This window comes from Corynebacterium sp. Marseille-P4321 (assembly GCF_903645305.1).
Classification (GTDB): domain Bacteria; phylum Actinomycetota; class Actinomycetes; order Mycobacteriales; family Mycobacteriaceae; genus Corynebacterium.
This window is the reverse complement of record NZ_CAHJXO010000002.1, coordinates 103,250-118,856: the sequence shown is the minus strand read 5'-3', so window position 1 is coordinate 118,856 and position 15,607 is coordinate 103,250. Positions and strand designations below refer to the sequence as shown.

At 67.1% G+C, this 15,607-nt stretch carries 14 protein-coding genes and 1 pseudogene; 8 read left to right on the top strand and 7 right to left on the bottom strand.

Annotated elements, in window-relative coordinates:
• Positions 1-4: 4 nt before the first annotated feature.
• Together HWX32_RS05880 and HWX32_RS05875 are read right to left on the bottom strand one after the other, a co-directional pair.
• On the bottom strand, positions 5-2,194 hold the full coding sequence (locus tag HWX32_RS05880; protein ID WP_075467016.1) for a YhgE/Pip domain-containing protein: 2,190 nt from the start codon (positions 2,192-2,194) through the stop codon (positions 5-7).
• Positions 2,191-4,782 carry a YhgE/Pip domain-containing protein gene (locus HWX32_RS05875; protein ID WP_175935139.1) on the bottom strand — a complete coding sequence of 864 codons (2,592 nt, stop codon included), beginning with the start codon at positions 4,780-4,782 and terminating at the stop codon, positions 2,191-2,193. The genes HWX32_RS05880 and HWX32_RS05875 overlap by 4 nt, the downstream gene beginning before the upstream one ends.
• A 118-nt stretch (positions 4,783-4,900) precedes the next feature.
• On the opposite strand from HWX32_RS05875, the gene HWX32_RS05870 reads away from it, so the two are divergent.
• Positions 4,901-5,467, top strand: a complete 567-nt coding sequence (locus HWX32_RS05870) for a pyridoxal-phosphate dependent enzyme (RefSeq protein ID WP_368485905.1) — start codon at positions 4,901-4,903, stop codon at positions 5,465-5,467.
• Between the two features lie 82 nt (positions 5,468-5,549).
• Positions 5,550-5,834, top strand: a pseudogene (locus HWX32_RS05865) (hypothetical protein); the annotation flags it as partial.
• Between the two features lie 36 nt (positions 5,835-5,870).
• Here the strand turns inward: HWX32_RS05865 and HWX32_RS05860 are convergent.
• The gene (locus tag HWX32_RS05860) at positions 5,871-6,557 is read right to left on the bottom strand and encodes an IclR family transcriptional regulator (RefSeq protein ID WP_075467004.1); all 687 of its coding nucleotides are present in this window, start codon (positions 6,555-6,557) and stop codon (positions 5,871-5,873) included.
• 60 nt (positions 6,558-6,617) lie between these two features.
• On the opposite strand from HWX32_RS05860, the gene leuC reads away from it, so the two are divergent.
• Positions 6,618-8,039, top strand: coding sequence for a 3-isopropylmalate dehydratase large subunit (gene leuC / locus HWX32_RS05855; RefSeq protein ID WP_175935138.1), 1,422 nt, complete (start codon positions 6,618-6,620; stop codon positions 8,037-8,039).
• 14 nt (positions 8,040-8,053) lie between these two features.
• Positions 8,054-8,650, top strand: coding sequence for a 3-isopropylmalate dehydratase small subunit (gene leuD / locus HWX32_RS05850; protein ID WP_175935137.1), 597 nt, complete (start codon positions 8,054-8,056; stop codon positions 8,648-8,650).
• 38 nt (positions 8,651-8,688) lie between these two features.
• On the opposite strand, the gene HWX32_RS05845 is transcribed toward leuD, so the two are convergent.
• The 3 genes from HWX32_RS05845 to HWX32_RS05835 are packed head-to-tail and all read right to left on the bottom strand — an operon-like array spanning position 8,689 to position 10,615.
• Positions 8,689-9,138 (bottom strand): YbjN domain-containing protein, encoded by a 450-nt coding sequence (locus tag HWX32_RS05845; protein WP_175935136.1) that lies wholly within the window; start codon positions 9,136-9,138, stop codon positions 8,689-8,691.
• Positions 9,139-9,146: 8 nt separating this feature from the next.
• Positions 9,147-9,602, bottom strand: a complete 456-nt coding sequence (locus HWX32_RS05840; protein WP_175935135.1) for a YbjN domain-containing protein — start codon at positions 9,600-9,602, stop codon at positions 9,147-9,149.
• Between the two features lie 56 nt (positions 9,603-9,658).
• Positions 9,659-10,615, bottom strand: a complete 957-nt coding sequence (locus tag HWX32_RS05835; RefSeq protein ID WP_254868352.1) for a bifunctional NUDIX hydrolase/histidine phosphatase family protein — start codon at positions 10,613-10,615, stop codon at positions 9,659-9,661.
• 182 nt (positions 10,616-10,797) lie between these two features.
• On the opposite strand from HWX32_RS05835, the gene HWX32_RS05830 reads away from it, so the two are divergent.
• Both HWX32_RS05830 and HWX32_RS05825 read left to right on the top strand, forming a co-directional pair.
• Positions 10,798-11,796, top strand: a complete 999-nt coding sequence (locus HWX32_RS05830; RefSeq protein ID WP_175935133.1) for an NAD(P)H-dependent glycerol-3-phosphate dehydrogenase — start codon at positions 10,798-10,800, stop codon at positions 11,794-11,796.
• Positions 11,797-11,871: 75 nt separating this feature from the next.
• On the top strand, positions 11,872-12,921 hold the full coding sequence (locus tag HWX32_RS05825) for a D-alanine--D-alanine ligase family protein (protein WP_303049145.1): 1,050 nt from the start codon (positions 11,872-11,874) through the stop codon (positions 12,919-12,921).
• An 8-nt stretch (positions 12,922-12,929) separates the two neighbouring features.
• Here the strand turns inward: HWX32_RS05825 and HWX32_RS05820 are convergent, their stop codons facing one another.
• Positions 12,930-13,859, bottom strand: a complete 930-nt coding sequence (locus HWX32_RS05820) for a DUF3515 domain-containing protein (RefSeq protein ID WP_175935132.1) — start codon at positions 13,857-13,859, stop codon at positions 12,930-12,932.
• A 124-nt stretch (positions 13,860-13,983) separates the two neighbouring features.
• On the opposite strand from HWX32_RS05820, the gene HWX32_RS05815 reads away from it, so the two are divergent.
• Both HWX32_RS05815 and HWX32_RS05810 read left to right on the top strand, forming a co-directional pair.
• Positions 13,984-14,949 carry a thiamine-phosphate kinase gene (locus HWX32_RS05815; protein ID WP_175935131.1) on the top strand — a complete coding sequence of 322 codons (966 nt, stop codon included), beginning with the start codon at positions 13,984-13,986 and terminating at the stop codon, positions 14,947-14,949.
• The gene (locus HWX32_RS05810) at positions 14,946-15,596 is read left to right on the top strand and encodes a uracil-DNA glycosylase (RefSeq protein WP_175935130.1); all 651 of its coding nucleotides are present in this window, start codon (positions 14,946-14,948) and stop codon (positions 15,594-15,596) included. The genes HWX32_RS05815 and HWX32_RS05810 overlap by 4 nt, the downstream gene beginning before the upstream one ends.
• Positions 15,597-15,607 lie beyond the last annotated feature (11 nt).

Sequence of the window (15,607 nt, the reverse complement as noted above, 5' to 3'; positions counted from 1 at the left end):
CGGCCTACGTCATCATCACCTTGGTCTGGGCGACCGCCTCGTCCATGCGGTCGATCGCGTGGTGCAGCCGGTGGCGCAGCCAGAGGCCGAGGAAGAGGAAAGGCAGCACGAAGAGGACGAGGCTGCCGAGGGCTCGCCAGAAGTCCCAGCCGTAGGTGCCGAAGACCGCGGCGCGCATAGCGCGGATCGAGTAGGTCGCGGGCAGCCAGGGGCTGATCGCCTGCGTCCAGCCCGGCAGCAGCTGCAGCGGGTAGGCTCCGCCCGCCGCCGAGACCTGGAGCACCAGGATGAGCACGCCCACGGCTTTGCCGGCGTTGCTCAGGGAGAGCACCAGCGTGTAGCAGATCAGGTGGAAGACCAGGCTCGAGACCCACCCCGCCATGAAGAGGAGGAAGGGGTGCGCGGGCTCGATGCCCACGTAGACGATGAGCCCCGCCATGAGGAGCGTGGATTGGGCCAGGCCGGTGGTCACGAACGTCAGGTAGCGGCCGAAGTACTTCTGGCCCGCGGTGACGCGGCCGGGATCGACAACGTTCTGTTCGATGGAGCGGTCGTCCGTGCGCAGGGCCACCGACGTCAACAGGGCGCCCACCCACAGGGCGAGCACCGTGTAGAGCGGGGCCATGCCGGCGCCGAAGCTGACGCGGGGGAAGACCTCCTTGCGCTCCACCTTGATTGGGTCGACGAGGGCGTCGGCGAGCACTTCCGGGTGGCTGGAGACGAGGTCGGCCAGCTTCGTCAGGTCCCCGCTCGAGCGCGCCTGCGCGATCGACCGCTGCGCCTCCTGCATCCTTGCCGCGTTGGCGCGCAGGGATTCCGCCGTGTCGCGCAGGTTCGAACCGGAGGCTGCGAGGGTGTCGCGCAGCGAGCCGGGCCGGTTGGCCAGGGCAGAGGAGACGCCGTCCAAGTCCGAGCGGGCCTTGTCGACGTTCGCCCGGACGTTGTCCAGCGAGCCCGACAGCGCCTCGAGGCGCGGGCGGATCCCGGTGTCGTAGGAATTCTTGGCCGATTCCATCGCCTCGCGGGCCCGGGCGATCGAGTCCTCGATCTCCTGTCGGTCCGCGTTCTTCCCGTCTCGGCCGCCCTGCCCGGCGGTGAGGCGCGCGGCAGTGTCGTTGAGTCGGTCGCGCACGGCCGTCTGGCGGGCGATGGCGTCGTTGAGGTGGCCGACCATCGCGCGCACCCCCGGCTGGGCGTCGGGGGGAAGCGCCGGGGCGACATGCCCGTTGATGGTGTCGCGCAGGGCCGTGTACTGCTTCACCTGGACATCGATGCGCGCGGCGATGTCCGTCAGGCTCGCGGCGGTGGCCTGGGAGGTGGCGGAGGAGTCCGCCAGCAGCTGGTCGACACGTTCGCTCACGGCGGCGAAGCTTACCGACGTCGCCCCCAGCGCCGCCGCAAGCGCCGCGCCGTCTCCGCCGAGGCTCGCCCCGGTGACCCCGAGGTCGACGGGTTGGACCTGCCCGAGAGAGTCGCCCAGCGCCCCGGAGATCCGCTCGGCGCTGTCGACGAGCGGCACGCTCGACTCTGTGAGCGAGGCGAGCGCGTCGACGGTGCTGGCGCTGGAGAGCAGCTGGTCGCGGGCGCTGGCGGTGCGCGTCTGGATGGAGTCGAGCGCCTGCTGGGTCTCCGCCTCGTTGAAGTAGTCAGAGGCCGTCTCGATCACCCCGAATGACACCTCGGAGAGGACCCTGGTGAACGACGCGCTGATCTGGGCGCTGACGCCCTGCGTGCCGCTGGAGACGAGCAGCGGGGAGATGGGGTTCTTCTTCTCGTTGACGTAAAGGTCAATCTGGCTGGGTTCGGCGTCGCCAGCGTAGAAGGTGAACATGTCGTCGCTCAGCGTGGGCGGCAAGACGATGGCGGCGTAGTACTCACCGGACTTCGCGCCCTCGATGGCGTCGTCGGCATCGGTGATGACCCAGTCCATAGAGTCGTCGCGGTAGAGCTGGGAGAGGACCATATCGCCGACGTTGACGGCCAGCGGGGTGAGATCGCTCGTGTGGCCGCGGTCGGTGTTGGCCACCGCCACCTTGAGGCGCTCGGTGTTGCCGAATGGGTCCCACGTGGCCAGCACGTTGAACCAGGCGAAGATGCAGGGGATAGCGATCAGGCCGACCATGACGATGCCCGCCATGACGTTGGTGTAGAGCCGGCGCAGGTCGTTGTAGGCGATGGAGAAGACGGTTCTCATCTGGTGTCCTCGCTTCCGGCATCCGCGGGCCCGATGATGACGCTGGTGCCGGCGGAGTCGTGGCGGTGGATCACGGCGTCGCGCAGCTCGGCCTCGCCGAGGCGCGAGACCTGTTCGGCGTCGACGAGGCTCTGCGTGAAGTACTCCACCGCGCCGAGGTAGAGGACGACCAGCAGCGACCAAGCGACGACGATGGCCAGCATGATCGTCTTGTCGGTGGGCAGGAGCATGGTGAGCAGGGTGATGATCGCGATGCCGACAACGCCCGCGCCGATCCCGCCGAAGATGAGGGTGCGGTAGTTCTCCCGCAGCATCCGCGCCCGCTTCTCGACGCCCCCGCGGAACTCATCCCGGTCCGACAAGGCGGCCATGATGTCGGACGCGCGGTAGGGCGAGCCCATGACCTCCACCTCCTCGTTCGTGATCAGGTTCGTGCGCGCGAGCTGGCGGTTGAACAGGAGGTTGGCGTGCGAGGAGGTGAGTCGGAACAGCCACCCCAGGGCGAAGGCCGCGGCGGACATGGCGAGAAGCGTCGCCAAAAAGCGGAGGTAGTGATGGCCGTAGAACCCGGCGATGGTCTCGCGCATCGCGTCGATGCCGTAGCGGAAGGGGAGGAAGGGGTAGATGCGGCGGAAGAAGCCGGGCATGAGCTCGATGGGGTAGAGGCCCGACGCACCCGGGATCTGGATGACGACGAGGAAGACGGCGATGCCGCGGCCAATGTGGCCGAGCGCGGAGACGATGGAGTAGATGATCCCCGTGTAGGCGACCCCGATGGCGATTGCGGTGGCGAGAAAGGCCGTGACGGACTGCATTTGCACCCCGTAGGCCACGTTGCCGAGCGTCACCACGACGGCCTGGAGCACCGAGAGCGTGGCGAAGAGGAAGAAGCGGCCGAGGTAGGCCTGGCCGACGGTGAGGCGGCGGAAGCCCTCGGTGTCGACCTCGACGCGGAAGATGATCGTCAGCACGAACGCGCCGATCCACAGGGCCAGGTTGGTGAAGAAGGATGCCATGGAGCTGCCGTAGTTCTCCGTGGGGAAGACGGCCTGCTGCTCGACGGTGACGGGCGAGGAGATGTACTCGCCGATCTTCGCGGAGTTGAGGTTCGTGACAGTGTTGAGGGCCTCCGAGTCGGAGGTGGCCAGGAGGGCGTTGATGTCGGACTGGGCGGAGCGGGCGCCGTCGGCAAGCGTGCCGAGGTCGCCCGAGACCTCGTCGAGGATGCCGAGGCTGGCCGCGAGCTGGTTGTCCACCCCGGCGAGCAGGGAGGTCGTTTCCTCGCGCAGGGCTCGCTGGCTGCTCAGCGCGCCGCGCACGGAGGCGACGCTGCCGGAGGCCTGCGCGAGCGAGGCGTTAATCGCGGGCACGGACTCGCCGAGCTGCTTGCTCGCGTCGCGCGCTGCGGCGTTGGCGTCGGCGGTCGCGGCCCCGAGGGAGTCACCGAGCTCGCCTATCGACGCCAGCGCGGCGCCCGCGCTGCGGTCCACGTTGTTCAGGCCGTCGAGGACGGCGCGGGAGGCGGCGGTACGCTCCTCCAGCGCGCTGGCTGCGGCGTCGAGCTGAGCGCGGACCTCGGGCGATAGGGCGGCCCCGGCCGACATGGCGCGCAGCTGCGCGGCGGCGGATTCGCCCTGCTTGATCACGCCGTCGACCTCGCCGACGGCGGAGCGTACCCGCCCCTGGGCGGTGCCGAGCTGGCCCGTCGCCTCCGCGATGGAGGCGTTGGCGGAGGCGGCGCCGAGGCTGAGCGCGTTGGCGGACTCGACGAGCACGGTCGACGTGTCGGCGCTGAAACCGGCGGAGGACTTCTGCAGCTCGGCGATGATCCCCTCGGCCTCGCCGAGGGAGGAGTCCACGGACCGGAGGGTGTCGTCGACGGAGCCGACGAGGGTGTTCAGCTCGGCGACGACCGGGCGCGCCCCGCTGATGCTCTGCTTCATCGTGGCCACCCGCCCCTGGGAGGCGTCGAGGTCGGCGGCGATCTGGCCGAAGCTCCCGGAGGCCTTGCCTCGGACCTCCTCGGCGTAATCGCGCGACGCGAGCCCCGTGTTGCGCAGCTCGGTCGCCGCGGCCTCGCCGACCTTCTTCTTGAAGGCCTCGGACACGGCCGTGTCGACGGCGGAGGCGCCGGTGTCGGTGATCGTGGGGGTGACGCCGTTGCTCTTCTCGTTGACGTAATACTCCAGCACCGGCTGCGTGTAGGTGCCGCTGACCAGGCTCAGCAGGTCCTCGCTGAACTCGGGCGGGATGAGGAACATGGCGTAGTAGTCGCCGCGCATGAGCCCGTCGCGGGCCTCGTCCTCGGGGAGGAACACCCACCCGATATTGTCGTCGTCCTTGAGCTGCTCGGTGATCTGCTCGCCGACGTCGACCTCGCCGACGCGCTCGGCGGAGGCGCCGCGGTCGTTGTTGACCACCGCGATGTGAATGTTCTGGGTGTGGGCGTAGGGGTCCCAGAAGGCGTTGATGTTGAACCACGCGTAGAGCGCGGGGATGATGAGCACGCCGAGGATGATGATGAAGGCCCGGGGAACGCGCAGCAGGCGACGAATGTCCCGTCCAAGAATCTGCACGCTTTTTCTCACGTGGCGAGCGTACCCTCGAATGGAGCGTTAGGGAAACGCCCGGGTCTGGGCCGAACTCGAATCCTTCAACCCCGGCGGCAGCGCCAAGGACCGCGCAGCCCGCGCCCTCGGCGCGCGCATCCACCCGGTCGAGGCACCCGACCCTGAGACGGGGGACTGGCTCACCGCGCGACGCGCGCTGGTGGGGCGCCTCGTCGACGAGCTCGGGGGGTTCAACCTCGACCAGTACTCCAACCGCGCGGCCTTCCGAGCCCACAGCGAGGGGACGATGCGCGAGATCGTCGAGCAGCTCGGCCACGCCCCCGACATCCTCGTCGTCGCCGTGAACACCACCGGGACCATCGGCGGGTGCGCCCGCCACATCCGCGACAACGGTCTGCCCACTCGCGCCATCGCCGTCGACGCCGAGGGCTCCGTCGTCTTCGGCGGCACCCGGGGTGAGCGCATCCTCCCCGGCTACGGGGCGGGTGTCGTCACCGAGCTGTCGCGCGAGACCGTTCCTGACGAGGTGATCCGGGCCAACGCGCGCGACGCGGTGGCGGCGGCGCGACGCTGCGCGCGGTCAACCGGCTTTCTGCCCGGTGCCTCGGGCGGGGCGGTGTGCGTGGGCGTCGAGAAGCTCGCACGCGAAAACGAGGGGCGGAGATCGTGGCGGTCTTCCACGACGACGGCCGCGCGTACCTGAATACGATCTACAACGACGAATGGGTCGAAAGGAATGTGAACTGATGAGGGTAGCGATCATCGGGGCCGGCCCGCGCGGGCTCCGCACGACCTCGGATAACTTCCTCATCGACACCTACCTGGTCAAGCGGACCCCGCCGAGCGAGGAGATCGAGGCGTTCTTGGTCGGCGCCAACTGCATCGAGGACGAACTGATCCTGCGGCGGAAGATCCGCTTCCCCCGCGGTGTGGCGGCGGGGGACCTTGTCGCGATCCCGAACACCGCTGGGTACTTCATGCACATCCTGGAGAGCGCGTCGGACCAGATCCCGCTGGCGAAGAACGTGGTGTGGCCCGCGGGGCGCTTGGACGACATCGACGTTCGCTGACGCCCGTTGGCGCCCCAGTGCCAGGCCGGAGCTCGGTTAGAGCTCGGCGCTCAGCCGAGCGGTGGCGTCCTTGAGCGCGGCGCCCCACTTGCCTGCGGGTGAGGGCTTGAGCCGCTCCGCCGGGCCGGAGATAGACAAAACCGCTACCAAGGTGCCGTCGGGCTGAAAAACCGGGGTAGATACCGATGCGAGGCCCACTTCGCGCTCGGCAATCGATTCCGCGTAGCCATCGCTGCGGACTTGCTCGAGATCGCTGGGCTCGAAGGGAGCGTCGATAGGCGAATGTGCGGCGAAGACGCGCGCGGCGGACCCGGCGGATAAAGATAGCCGCGACCCCACCGGGACGACATTGTGCAGGCCGGACTCCGGTTCCTCGGCTGCGATGCAGGTGCGGGTGGATCCGGTGAGTTGGTAGAGCTGCGCGGACTCTCCGGTGGTCGCGACCAGTTCGCGAAGCACGGGTGCCGCCGCGACGAGTAGCTTCGGCGACGGGCTGCCGGCGTAGCCGGACAGTGCTGGTCCAAGCGTCCATTCGCCGCGGTCGGTGCGGCCCAAGACGTGGTGCACCTCTAATGCTGTGGCGATGCGGTGGGCAGTGGCGCGCGGTAGCAGCGTGTCCTCGCTGAGCTCGGCAAGCGTCTTGTCACCTGCCGCGACGGAGCGGGTGATCGCAACCGCGCGGTCGAGGACTTTAATGCCGGAGCCTTCGTTATACTGTCTCACGGATCGAATCCTAGCATCCCATAATGTGGAAAGCTGGGGCGTGTGAGTAAGGAGGATTTCATGGCGGATCAACCGCTGACACTGGCGGAGAAGGTGTGGCGCGACCACATCGTGAGTAAGGGTGAGAACGGGCAACCCGACCTCATCTACATCGACTTCCAGCTCCTCCACGAGGTGACCTCCCCGCAGGCTTTCGACGGGCTGCGCATGGCTGGGCGGAAAATGCGCCACCCCGAGCTGCACCTGGCCACCGAAGACCACAACGTGCCCACCGAGGGCATCACCTCCGGCAATCTACTGGAGATCGCGGAGCCGACCTCGCGTACCCAGGTGGAAACGCTGCGCAAGAACTGCGAAGAGTTCGGCGTGCGGCTGCACCAGATGGGCGACGTGAAGCAGGGCATCGTGCACACCGTCGGCCCGCAGCTGGGCATCACCCAGCCTGGCATGACCATCGTCTGCGGCGATTCCCACACGTCCACCCACGGCGCGTTCGGCTCGATCGCCATGGGAATTGGCACCTCCGAGGTGGAGCACGTCATGGCCACCCAGACGTTGAGCCTGAAGCCGTTCAAGACGATGGCCATCGAGGTCACCGGTGAGCTGCAGGAGGGCGTGAGCGCCAAGGACCTCATCTTGGCCATCATCGCGAAGATCGGCACCGGTGGCGGCCAAGGCCACATCATTGAGTACCGCGGCGAGGCCATCGAGAAGATGTCCATGGAAGCCCGCATGACGATCTGCAACATGTCTATCGAAGCAGGCGCCCGCGCGGGCATGGTCGCACCGGACCAAAAGACGTTCGACTACGTCGAGGGCCGCGAGTTCGCGCCAAAGGGCGCGGATTGGGACGCTGCGGTGGAGTACTGGAAGACGCTGCCAACCGACGAGGGGGCGCAGTTCGACACCGTCGTGGAAATCGACGGGGCCGCGCTCACCCCGTTCGTCACCTGGGGCACCAACCCGGGACAAGGTTTGCCGCTCGGCGCGGAGGTACCGAACCCGGAGGACTTCGGCGACGAAGCCTCCAAGCGCGCCGCTGAGAAGTCGCTCGAGTACATGGATCTCACCCCGGGTACCCCGCTGCGCGACATCGCCATCGACACCGTGTTCCTCGGTTCTTGCACGAACGCCCGCATCGAAGACCTGCGCGCCGCGGCATCCGTGGTGGAAGGCCGCCGCATCGCAGAAGGCACCCGGATGCTCGTGGTGCCCAGCTCCACCATGGTCAAGCAGCAGGCTGAGGCGGAAGGGCTGGACAAGATATTCACCGACTTCGGTGCTGAGTGGCGTACCGCGGGCTGCTCGATGTGCCTCGGTATGAACCCGGACCAGCTGGCGCCGGGGGAGCGGAGCGCGTCGACAAGCAACCGCAACTTCGAGGGGCGCCAAGGCCCGGGCGGGCGCACCCACCTTGTGTCCCCGCTTGTGGCCGCCGCGACCGCGGTGGCCGGCCACCTCGCCAGCCCCGCAGACCTGTAACGAAGGAGCACACCATGGAGAAATTCACCACCCACACCGGTGTCGGCGTGCCGCTGCGACGCTCGAACGTGGACACCGACCAAATCATCCCCGCGCGCTACCTCAAGCGCGTCACACGCACCGGCTTCGAGGACGGGCTGTTTTCCAACTGGCGGGAGAACGAACCGGGCTTCGTGCTCAACCAAGACGCATTTCGGGACGGCACCGTGCTCTTCGCAGGGCCGGACTTCGGCACCGGCTCCTCGCGCGAGCACGCAGTGTGGGCGCTGATGGATTACGGCTTCCGCGCCGTGTTCAGCCCGCGCTTCGCCGACATCTTCCGCGGAAACGCTGGCAAGGCGGGCCTTTTGGCGGGCATTATGAGCGAATCCGACATTGAGCTCATTCAGAAAACGCTCGAGGAGCAGCCCAGCACGAAAGCCACGGTTTCGCTCGAGGACCGCACGGTGCAGGTGGGGGAGGCCGTCTACTCCTTCGAGCTGGACGACTACACCCGCTGGCGCCTCATGGAGGGCTTGGACGACATTGGGCTGACGCTTCGCGACGAAGACGCGATCGCCACCTTCGAGTCGGCGCGCCCTGCGTTTAAGCCCTCCGTGCCTGCGGAGTAGGGCGCGCTAACAGGAGGGGGCTAGGCCGTGCCGGGGCGCTAGCGGTCGAGATCTTCGAGTACCTGCGGCGCGAACTGGCCCAAGAAGTCCCGGGCGGCCTGCACCAGGCCCTGGATGCCGGTGAACAGGTGGGACGCGAACTGATGGTCCGTGTACTCCCACTGCCCGGGCAGCGTGTAGCTCGCGCCGAGGGCCGTGATGTCGCGCTCGACGTCCTTCAGCGCCGCGAGCGAGGGGTAGGCCTTCTGGTAGTTGTGCGCCTCCACCCACGAAAGCACCTCGTCGAATCGGTTGGCGGTGACAATATCTACCGCAACCGTGGTCACGATTGACACGGAGGGCGCGAAGAATTTCACGTCCACACCCACGCCAGAGAAACCGGTGTGCAGGACCAGGCCGTTTTCGTCTTCTTCGTAAGCCCACCCCTTGTCGTCGAAGAACGCCTTGACGCGCTCCATGCTTAGGGGGCTCAGTTGTGCTTCGCTCATGGTGTGTTTTACGCCTCCTCGTTGTCGTCGCCCGGCAGCATCTCTTCCACGTGCGGGAACTGCTTGCGCATCACGTCGGCGGTGTGGTGGATGGCCGAGAAGAAGTACTCGATCATGTTGCTGAGCTGCTCGTCGGTGAAGCCGTCGGTGGCGAAGAACGGCGCTTCGATGATCGCCACCGCGGTGTTGTCCTCGCGCTGCACGGCGTGGACGCGCACGAGCGGCAGGAAGCGGTTCATCTCGTTGGCTTTCAAGCGCAGCGCGTAGATGTCCTTCGGCTCCTCAAGCACCGCCATCCAGCGGGCGGAGGCCTTAAACCCCTCTGGCTGTTCCTCTAGGAAGACGGCGAGACCGGGAAACGCGGTGCGGATGTCGCCCGCTTCGCCACGGAAGTATTTCAGATTCAGCGAATCAAGAACCGCCGCAATGCGGTCCGCGTTCGCGGGTGCGAGTTGTTGCGTCATGCTTTGAGTCCTTTGTGTCCTTTCATAGGCGTCTTTTCGCGTTTGTGCGCTCGTGCCTACATCACAGGTAGTGCGGTGGGGATGTAGTCGGCGCCGGTGAGCTTGCCCCCGCGGAAGGTAAGCACCCAGGTAGATCCCTTCTTCGCGTTGATGTCGCCGTCGAACGGCAGTGTGCCCTGGCTGGATAGCCACGCGAGCATGCCCGGGATGATCTCGCCTTGGGCGCAGATCACGCTGGTGCCGCCCAGCTCCACAACCTCCATGAAGGCGCGCTGGGCCTCGACCATCTGCTCCAGCCAGGCATCGTCGCCAAGACGCTTATCGACGTGCACTTCGCACCCCAACTCGTCAGCCAGCGGAGCGACCGTCGATTGGCAACGCTCCGGCAGCGCGGAGAAGATCCGCTCCGGGTGGAACGCGGAAAGCAACGGCACGAGCATCTCCGACTGTCGGCGGCCCTTTTTGTCCAGCGGGCGCAGATTGTCGTTGCCGGACCACTTCTCCCGGTCGTGGGCCTTTGCGTGGCGCACGTAGAGGATGCGCGCGTCGGCGGGCGTGCGGAAACGCTTCTTCGCCTTCGCCAGCACCTCCCGGTCGAGGTCGTAGGTCATCAGCTCGATCGCTTCGTCGATATGCAGCCAGCGGATCTCGTCGACCTCATCGTTGGCCGCAAACTCGCCGCCGATAACCTCGCCGGTCCAGTAGTAAACCACCTTCGTGGTCTTCTTCACCGGGTAGACGGTTTTGCCGATGAGCTTGCCCAGGCGAACGTCGTAACCCGTTTCCTCCCTGATTTCGCGCACTGCGGTCTGCACCAGGGATTCGTCGGGATCGACCTTGCCTTTGGCCAGCGACCAGTCGTCGTAGTGCGGCCGGTGGATGCAGGCGAACTCCAAGGATTCGGGCGCCTCGAGGTCGCCGCGCCACAGCACCGCGCCGGCGGCGAGCGTGGTGCGCTTGAACTCATCTTGGGGGCGTTTCGGGATCTCTTGCCGGCGGCCGGTGAGGAACATCTCGCCGCGGGCGTCTTTGTCCTGTTCGGAAAGCTTCCCGTCGCCTGATTGCTGCTTGTCGGATGTACTCGGCATACGTTCTATTTTGTCCCACGGCCGCACAGCGCGCCATGTCGGGGCACAGTGGTACGTTATTGCGGACATTCGCACACCAAAAGCATCGGGCAACGACAGGAGACGACATGGTCAATGTGGCAGTGCTGGGCGCAGGCTCCTGGGGCACAACCCTTGCCAAGGTGTTCGCCGATGCTGGAAACCCGGTGGCGCTGTGGGCGCGTCGCAGCGCACTCGCCGAGACCATCGCCGACACCCGCGTCAACCCGGACTACCTGCCGGATATCCAGCTGCCGGAAGCGGTGGAGGCCACAAGCGATGCGGAAGCGGCGCTCGAGGCCGCGGCGATCGTCGTGTTCGCCGTGCCGAGTCAGACGATGCGCGACAACCTCGAGACGTGGAAGCCGATGCTGCCGCAGGACGCGACGCTGCTTTCTATCTCCAAGGGCATCGAGACGGGCACGCACATGCGCATGAGCGAGATCATCGCCGAGGTCACCGGCGCCCCCGCCGAGCGCGTTGCCGCGCTCAGCGGGCCGAACCTCTCGCGGGAGATTGCACAGGAACAGCCCGCCGCGACCGTGATCGCGTGCGAGGATGAGAACCGGGCGAAGCTGGTGCAGGCCGCGTGCGCGACGAGCTACCTGCGCCCGTACACCAACACGGACGTGGTGGGCTGCGAAATCGGCGGCGCGACGAAGAACGTCATCGCGCTCGCCTGTGGCATGGCGGCCGGGCAGGGGCTCGGCCACAACACCCAGGCCACTTTGATCACCCGCGGATTGGCGGAGATCACCCGCCTGGGAGCCGCGCTCGGGGCGGACGCGCGCACCTTCTCCGGGCTCGCTGGGATGGGTGACTTGGTGGCCACGTGTGCGTCGCCGCTGTCCCGCAACCGCACGTTCGGCGCTGCTCTCGGGGCGGGTGCAACGGTGGCGGAGGCGAAGCAATCCACGAAAGGGCAGGTCGCGGAGGGCGTTACTTCGTCGACAAGCATCTTCCAGCTCTCCCAAACCCACTCTGTGGAGATGCCGATCACCCAGGCCGTGCACGCCGTGTGCCACGAGGGAATGAAGGTCTCCGACGCGATCGCGGCGCTGATGGGGAGAAGCAAGAAGGCCGAGTAGGTTCACGCGGTAGGTTTACGCGGTAGTTTCACGCGCGCCGGGTGCCAGTCGGCGGCCCGTGCCTTGTTAGGGTTTATCCCCGTGATTCGTATAGCTGTCCTCTACGGTGGCATGTCCACCGAACACTCTATTTCCTGCATTTCCGCGGCTTCAGTGATGGCCAACCTGCCGCCGGAGACGTACGAGGTTGTGCCCGTGGGAATCACCCGCGGCGGCGTGTGGGTGGAAGGGGAGCACGACCCGGTGCGCGGTGAGGCGCTACCGGTGGTGCAGGGTGGGCGCGAAATCGCGCTTTCGGTCAACCCGTTGCGCAAAGGGCAGCTTTTCGACGTCGCCACAGGCGAGCAACTCACCCAGGTGGATGTGGTCTTCCCGGTGTTACACGGCAAGTACGGCGAGGACGGCACCGTGCAGGGGCTGCTGGAGCTCGCCGGGGTGCCGTATGTCGGGCCAGGTGTGCTGGCGTCCGCGTGCGGGATGGACAAGGAGTACACCAAAAAACTGGTGTCAGCCGCCGGCATCGCGATCACCCGGGAGGTGGTGCTGCGCGCAGGCGAGGAGCTCACCGAGGAGCAGCGCGAGTACCTTTCGCTACCGGTGTTCGTGAAACCGGCGAACGGGGGATCCTCCATCGGCGTGTCCAAGGTGACGCGCTGGGAAGACCTCGCCGCAGCTGTCGAGCTGGCGCGCGAATCCGACGGCAAAGTGATCGTGGAGGCCGAGCTGACCGGCACCGAGGTGGAAGTCGGCGTGCTGGAGCGCCCCGACGGCACAGTGGCCGCATCCCTACCGGCTCAACTCAACGGCACTGGCGAATCCGCGGAGGGCTTCTACGGGTTTGAAACGAAGTACCTGGAAGATGAGGTCACCGCGACGATCCCGGCTCCTTACGCCGAGGACGTTTTGGATGAACTGCGCACCCTCGCGGTGACGGCCTACCACGCCATCGGTTGCAAGTCGCTCGCGCGCGTGGACTTCTTCGTCACCGAACACGGGCCGGTGCTCAACGAGATCAACACCATGCCGGGCTTCACCGCGATCTCCATGTACCCGCAGGTGTGGGCCGCAAGCGGGGTGAGCTACCCGGAGCTACTCGACGTGCTCGTGCGCACAGCCCTGCGCTAGACAGGCCGCTACTGCTCGCCCGTGTGCGCGGCGATGAGGTTGGTCAGCCGCGTGATGGCCTCGTTGCTCTCCGCCTGGGGGATGGAGGCGGCGATGTCCGTGTCGCGGCCAAGCGCGTACCACACCGCGGACGTTGTGCCGTTGGCTAAGACTACGTCCTCGAACCAGGGCACCTCGTTGATCTGGGTTAGCTGCGCGCCGGGGCCGTAGTTTCTTGGTGCGGCGACGCCGCAGCGCAGGACAATCGGGTCTTTACCCTCGGCCACCCACACAGCCGTGTTCTCGCTCTTCGCGTCAACCGGGGCGTAGCCCTCGGCAAGCTCCGCCGGTACTGCGGAGAGCAGCTCGTCGCAGCGCGCCGCGTCGCCAGCGGTTTCGAGATCCGCCAATGGCGCCGGACGAGGTGCCTGGTCCTCCTTCGGCAGCGCGGCGGCATTGAGTTCGGAGGCGGGGGAGTCACCTTCGTCGACCTGCGAGCGGTCCGCGGTTACCGCCACAACGGGCGAGCGATCAACCGTGTACCAGGTGGAAAGGTTCGACTGTGGGGTGACATCGTCGACGCGCATCCAGCGAACTCCGTCGACCTCGTGCGTGACTGCGTACTCGTTGTACTGCTCCGGCATCTCCACACCGCAACGCAGCGTGACGCGCTCGGTGGAGGATGACTGCCACGCGGCCGTGCCCGCCGGTGCGGGATCGGCGACCTCTGCGCGGGAGTGCCCGAGTACCTGCTGCGGGAGTCCGGCGATAAATTCCGCGCACTCCGGCGAATCCGCCTGCGGGGCCGGGAGCTCCGGCATGGCCACCGGCGCAAGCGCGACGCGCTCGAAGTACATCCGAGCGCCGATCACCACGCCCAGCACAAGTGCAACGGCGAGGGCAAGGCTGACGTAGATTGCGGTGCGGTTAATCTGGGATTCGTGCGCCGTGGAGCTCATGGCGAAGCAGTGTAGTCAAGCGGGCCCAGTGAACGGGCCCAGTGAACGGGCACAGTGAACGGGCACAGTGAACGGACCCAGTGGCTAAGACGCGGCAGATGCGGAAAGGGGCAGTCGCTACAACGTGATTGAGAAAGGTTTCCCCACAGGCGGGCCAACACTCGGCGAGGCAGGCGAGCGCGAAGTGATCCGGGTGATCCGCCGAGCGGCGCCCTCAGCGCTCAATGGTGACGACGCTGCGGTGCTCACAGCCTCCGCCCCGAACTCGCGCGTGGTGGCAGGTACCGACATGCTTGTCGAAGGCCGCCACTTCACGCCCGAAACCACCACGCCGCGCCTGCTCGGCCAAAAGGCCGCCGTGCAGAACTTCGCGGACATCGAGGCGATGGGTGCGCGCCCGATTGCGGCCCTGCTTGCGGTCTCCGCACCGAAGCACACACCGGTAGCGGTCATCGAGCAGCTCGCCGGCGGCGTGGGCGAGGCGGCGCAGCGCTTCGGCTGCGAGCTGGTCGGCGGCGACGTTACCGCCGGCGAGTACATCGTTGTCTCGGTCACGGCCATCGGTTCACTCGGCGGCAACCGCGACGCGCTGCGCTTGGACCGGGCGCGACCCGGCCTGCGTGTCGTCGCGCATGGGCGCATCGGTTACTCCGCCGCGGGATTGGCACTCCTGCAGTCCGGCGTGGAGATCCCGGAAGACTTAGAGCCGCTCGTGCGCGCGCACCAGGTGCCGGATATAGAGCCTGGCCGCGGCGTGGTGGCGCGCGCCGCAGGGGCCACTGCGATGACCGACAACTCCGACGGGCTCATCCGCGACATTGGAGCTATCGCGGAACACTCCGCGGTGGGCATCGAGCTTTCCTCCGTGGCCATCGCCCCCGATGCGCTCATGGTGCGCGCCGGGAAGCTGCTCGGCGTCGACCCGTGGGAGTGGGTGCTCGGCGGCGGCGAGGACCACACGCTGATAGGCACCATCGAAGGCTCGGCGCCGGTGGGCTTTCGCTCCATCGGCACGGTGTCGCGCAAGGCGGGCGTGCGTATCGACGGCGCCGCGCCGAACACCTCTAGCGGATGGGAGAGCTTCGCATGAGTTTGCCTGTGCACGAATCCTGGCAGGCGCCACTTGCCCCGGTTGAGGATCAGATCCACGCAATGGGCGATTTTCTGCGCGGCGAAGACGAATACCTGCCGCGCGGCCATGACATCCTCCGCGCGTTCGCGGACCCTTTCGACGAGGTGCGTGTGCTCATCGTGGGCCAAGACCCGTACCCCACGCCCGGCCACCCCATGGGCCTGGCGTTTTCCACGCAGCCTGGGGTCGCCGCGCCGCGCTCGCTGGTGAATATTTACAAAGAGCTTTACGACGATCTGGGCATCCCACCCCGCAAAGACGGCGACCTCACGGCCTGGTCCAACCAAGGCATCATGCTGCTCAACCGCTGCCTTACGGTGCGGCCCGGCAAACCCGCCTCGCACCGCGGTAAAGGGTGGGAGGCCATCACGCAGGCGGCCATAGAGACGCTGGTGGCGCGCGGCGCGCCACTGGTGGCCATCTTGTGGGGCCGCGATGCGCAGTCCGCGGCGGCGTTCCTCGGCGACACCCCGCGGATTGAGTCGCCGCACCCTTCGCCGCTGTCCGCCTCGCGCGGGTTCTTCGGTTCGCGTCCGTTCTCACGCGCGAATGCGCTTCTCGCCCAGCAGGGTGCGGAACCGGTGGACTGGGGCCTTGCTCAATAGCTAGCGGCGGC

Bases quoted from the DNA above. Each gene is read 5' to 3' on its own strand.
- HWX32_RS05820 (WP_175935132.1), bottom strand. From the start codon at position 13,859: ATGAGCTCCACGGCGCACGAATCCCAGATTAACCGCACCGCAATCTAC.
- leuD (WP_175935137.1), top strand. From the start codon at position 8,054: ATGGAGAAATTCACCACCCACACCGGTGTCGGCGTGCCGCTGCGACGC.
- HWX32_RS05845 (WP_175935136.1), bottom strand. From the start codon at position 9,138: ATGAGCGAAGCACAACTGAGCCCCCTAAGCATGGAGCGCGTCAAGGCG.
- leuC (WP_175935138.1), top strand. From the start codon at position 6,618: ATGGCGGATCAACCGCTGACACTGGCGGAGAAGGTGTGGCGCGACCAC.
- HWX32_RS05830 (WP_175935133.1), top strand. From the start codon at position 10,798: ATGGTCAATGTGGCAGTGCTGGGCGCAGGCTCCTGGGGCACAACCCTT.
- HWX32_RS05810 (WP_175935130.1), top strand. From the start codon at position 14,946: ATGAGTTTGCCTGTGCACGAATCCTGGCAGGCGCCACTTGCCCCGGTT.
- HWX32_RS05880 (WP_075467016.1), bottom strand. From the start codon at position 2,194: ATGAGAACCGTCTTCTCCATCGCCTACAACGACCTGCGCCGGCTCTAC.
- HWX32_RS05835 (WP_254868352.1), bottom strand. From the start codon at position 10,615: ATGTTCCTCACCGGCCGCCGGCAAGAGATCCCGAAACGCCCCCAAGAT.
- HWX32_RS05840 (WP_175935135.1), bottom strand. From the start codon at position 9,602: ATGACGCAACAACTCGCACCCGCGAACGCGGACCGCATTGCGGCGGTT.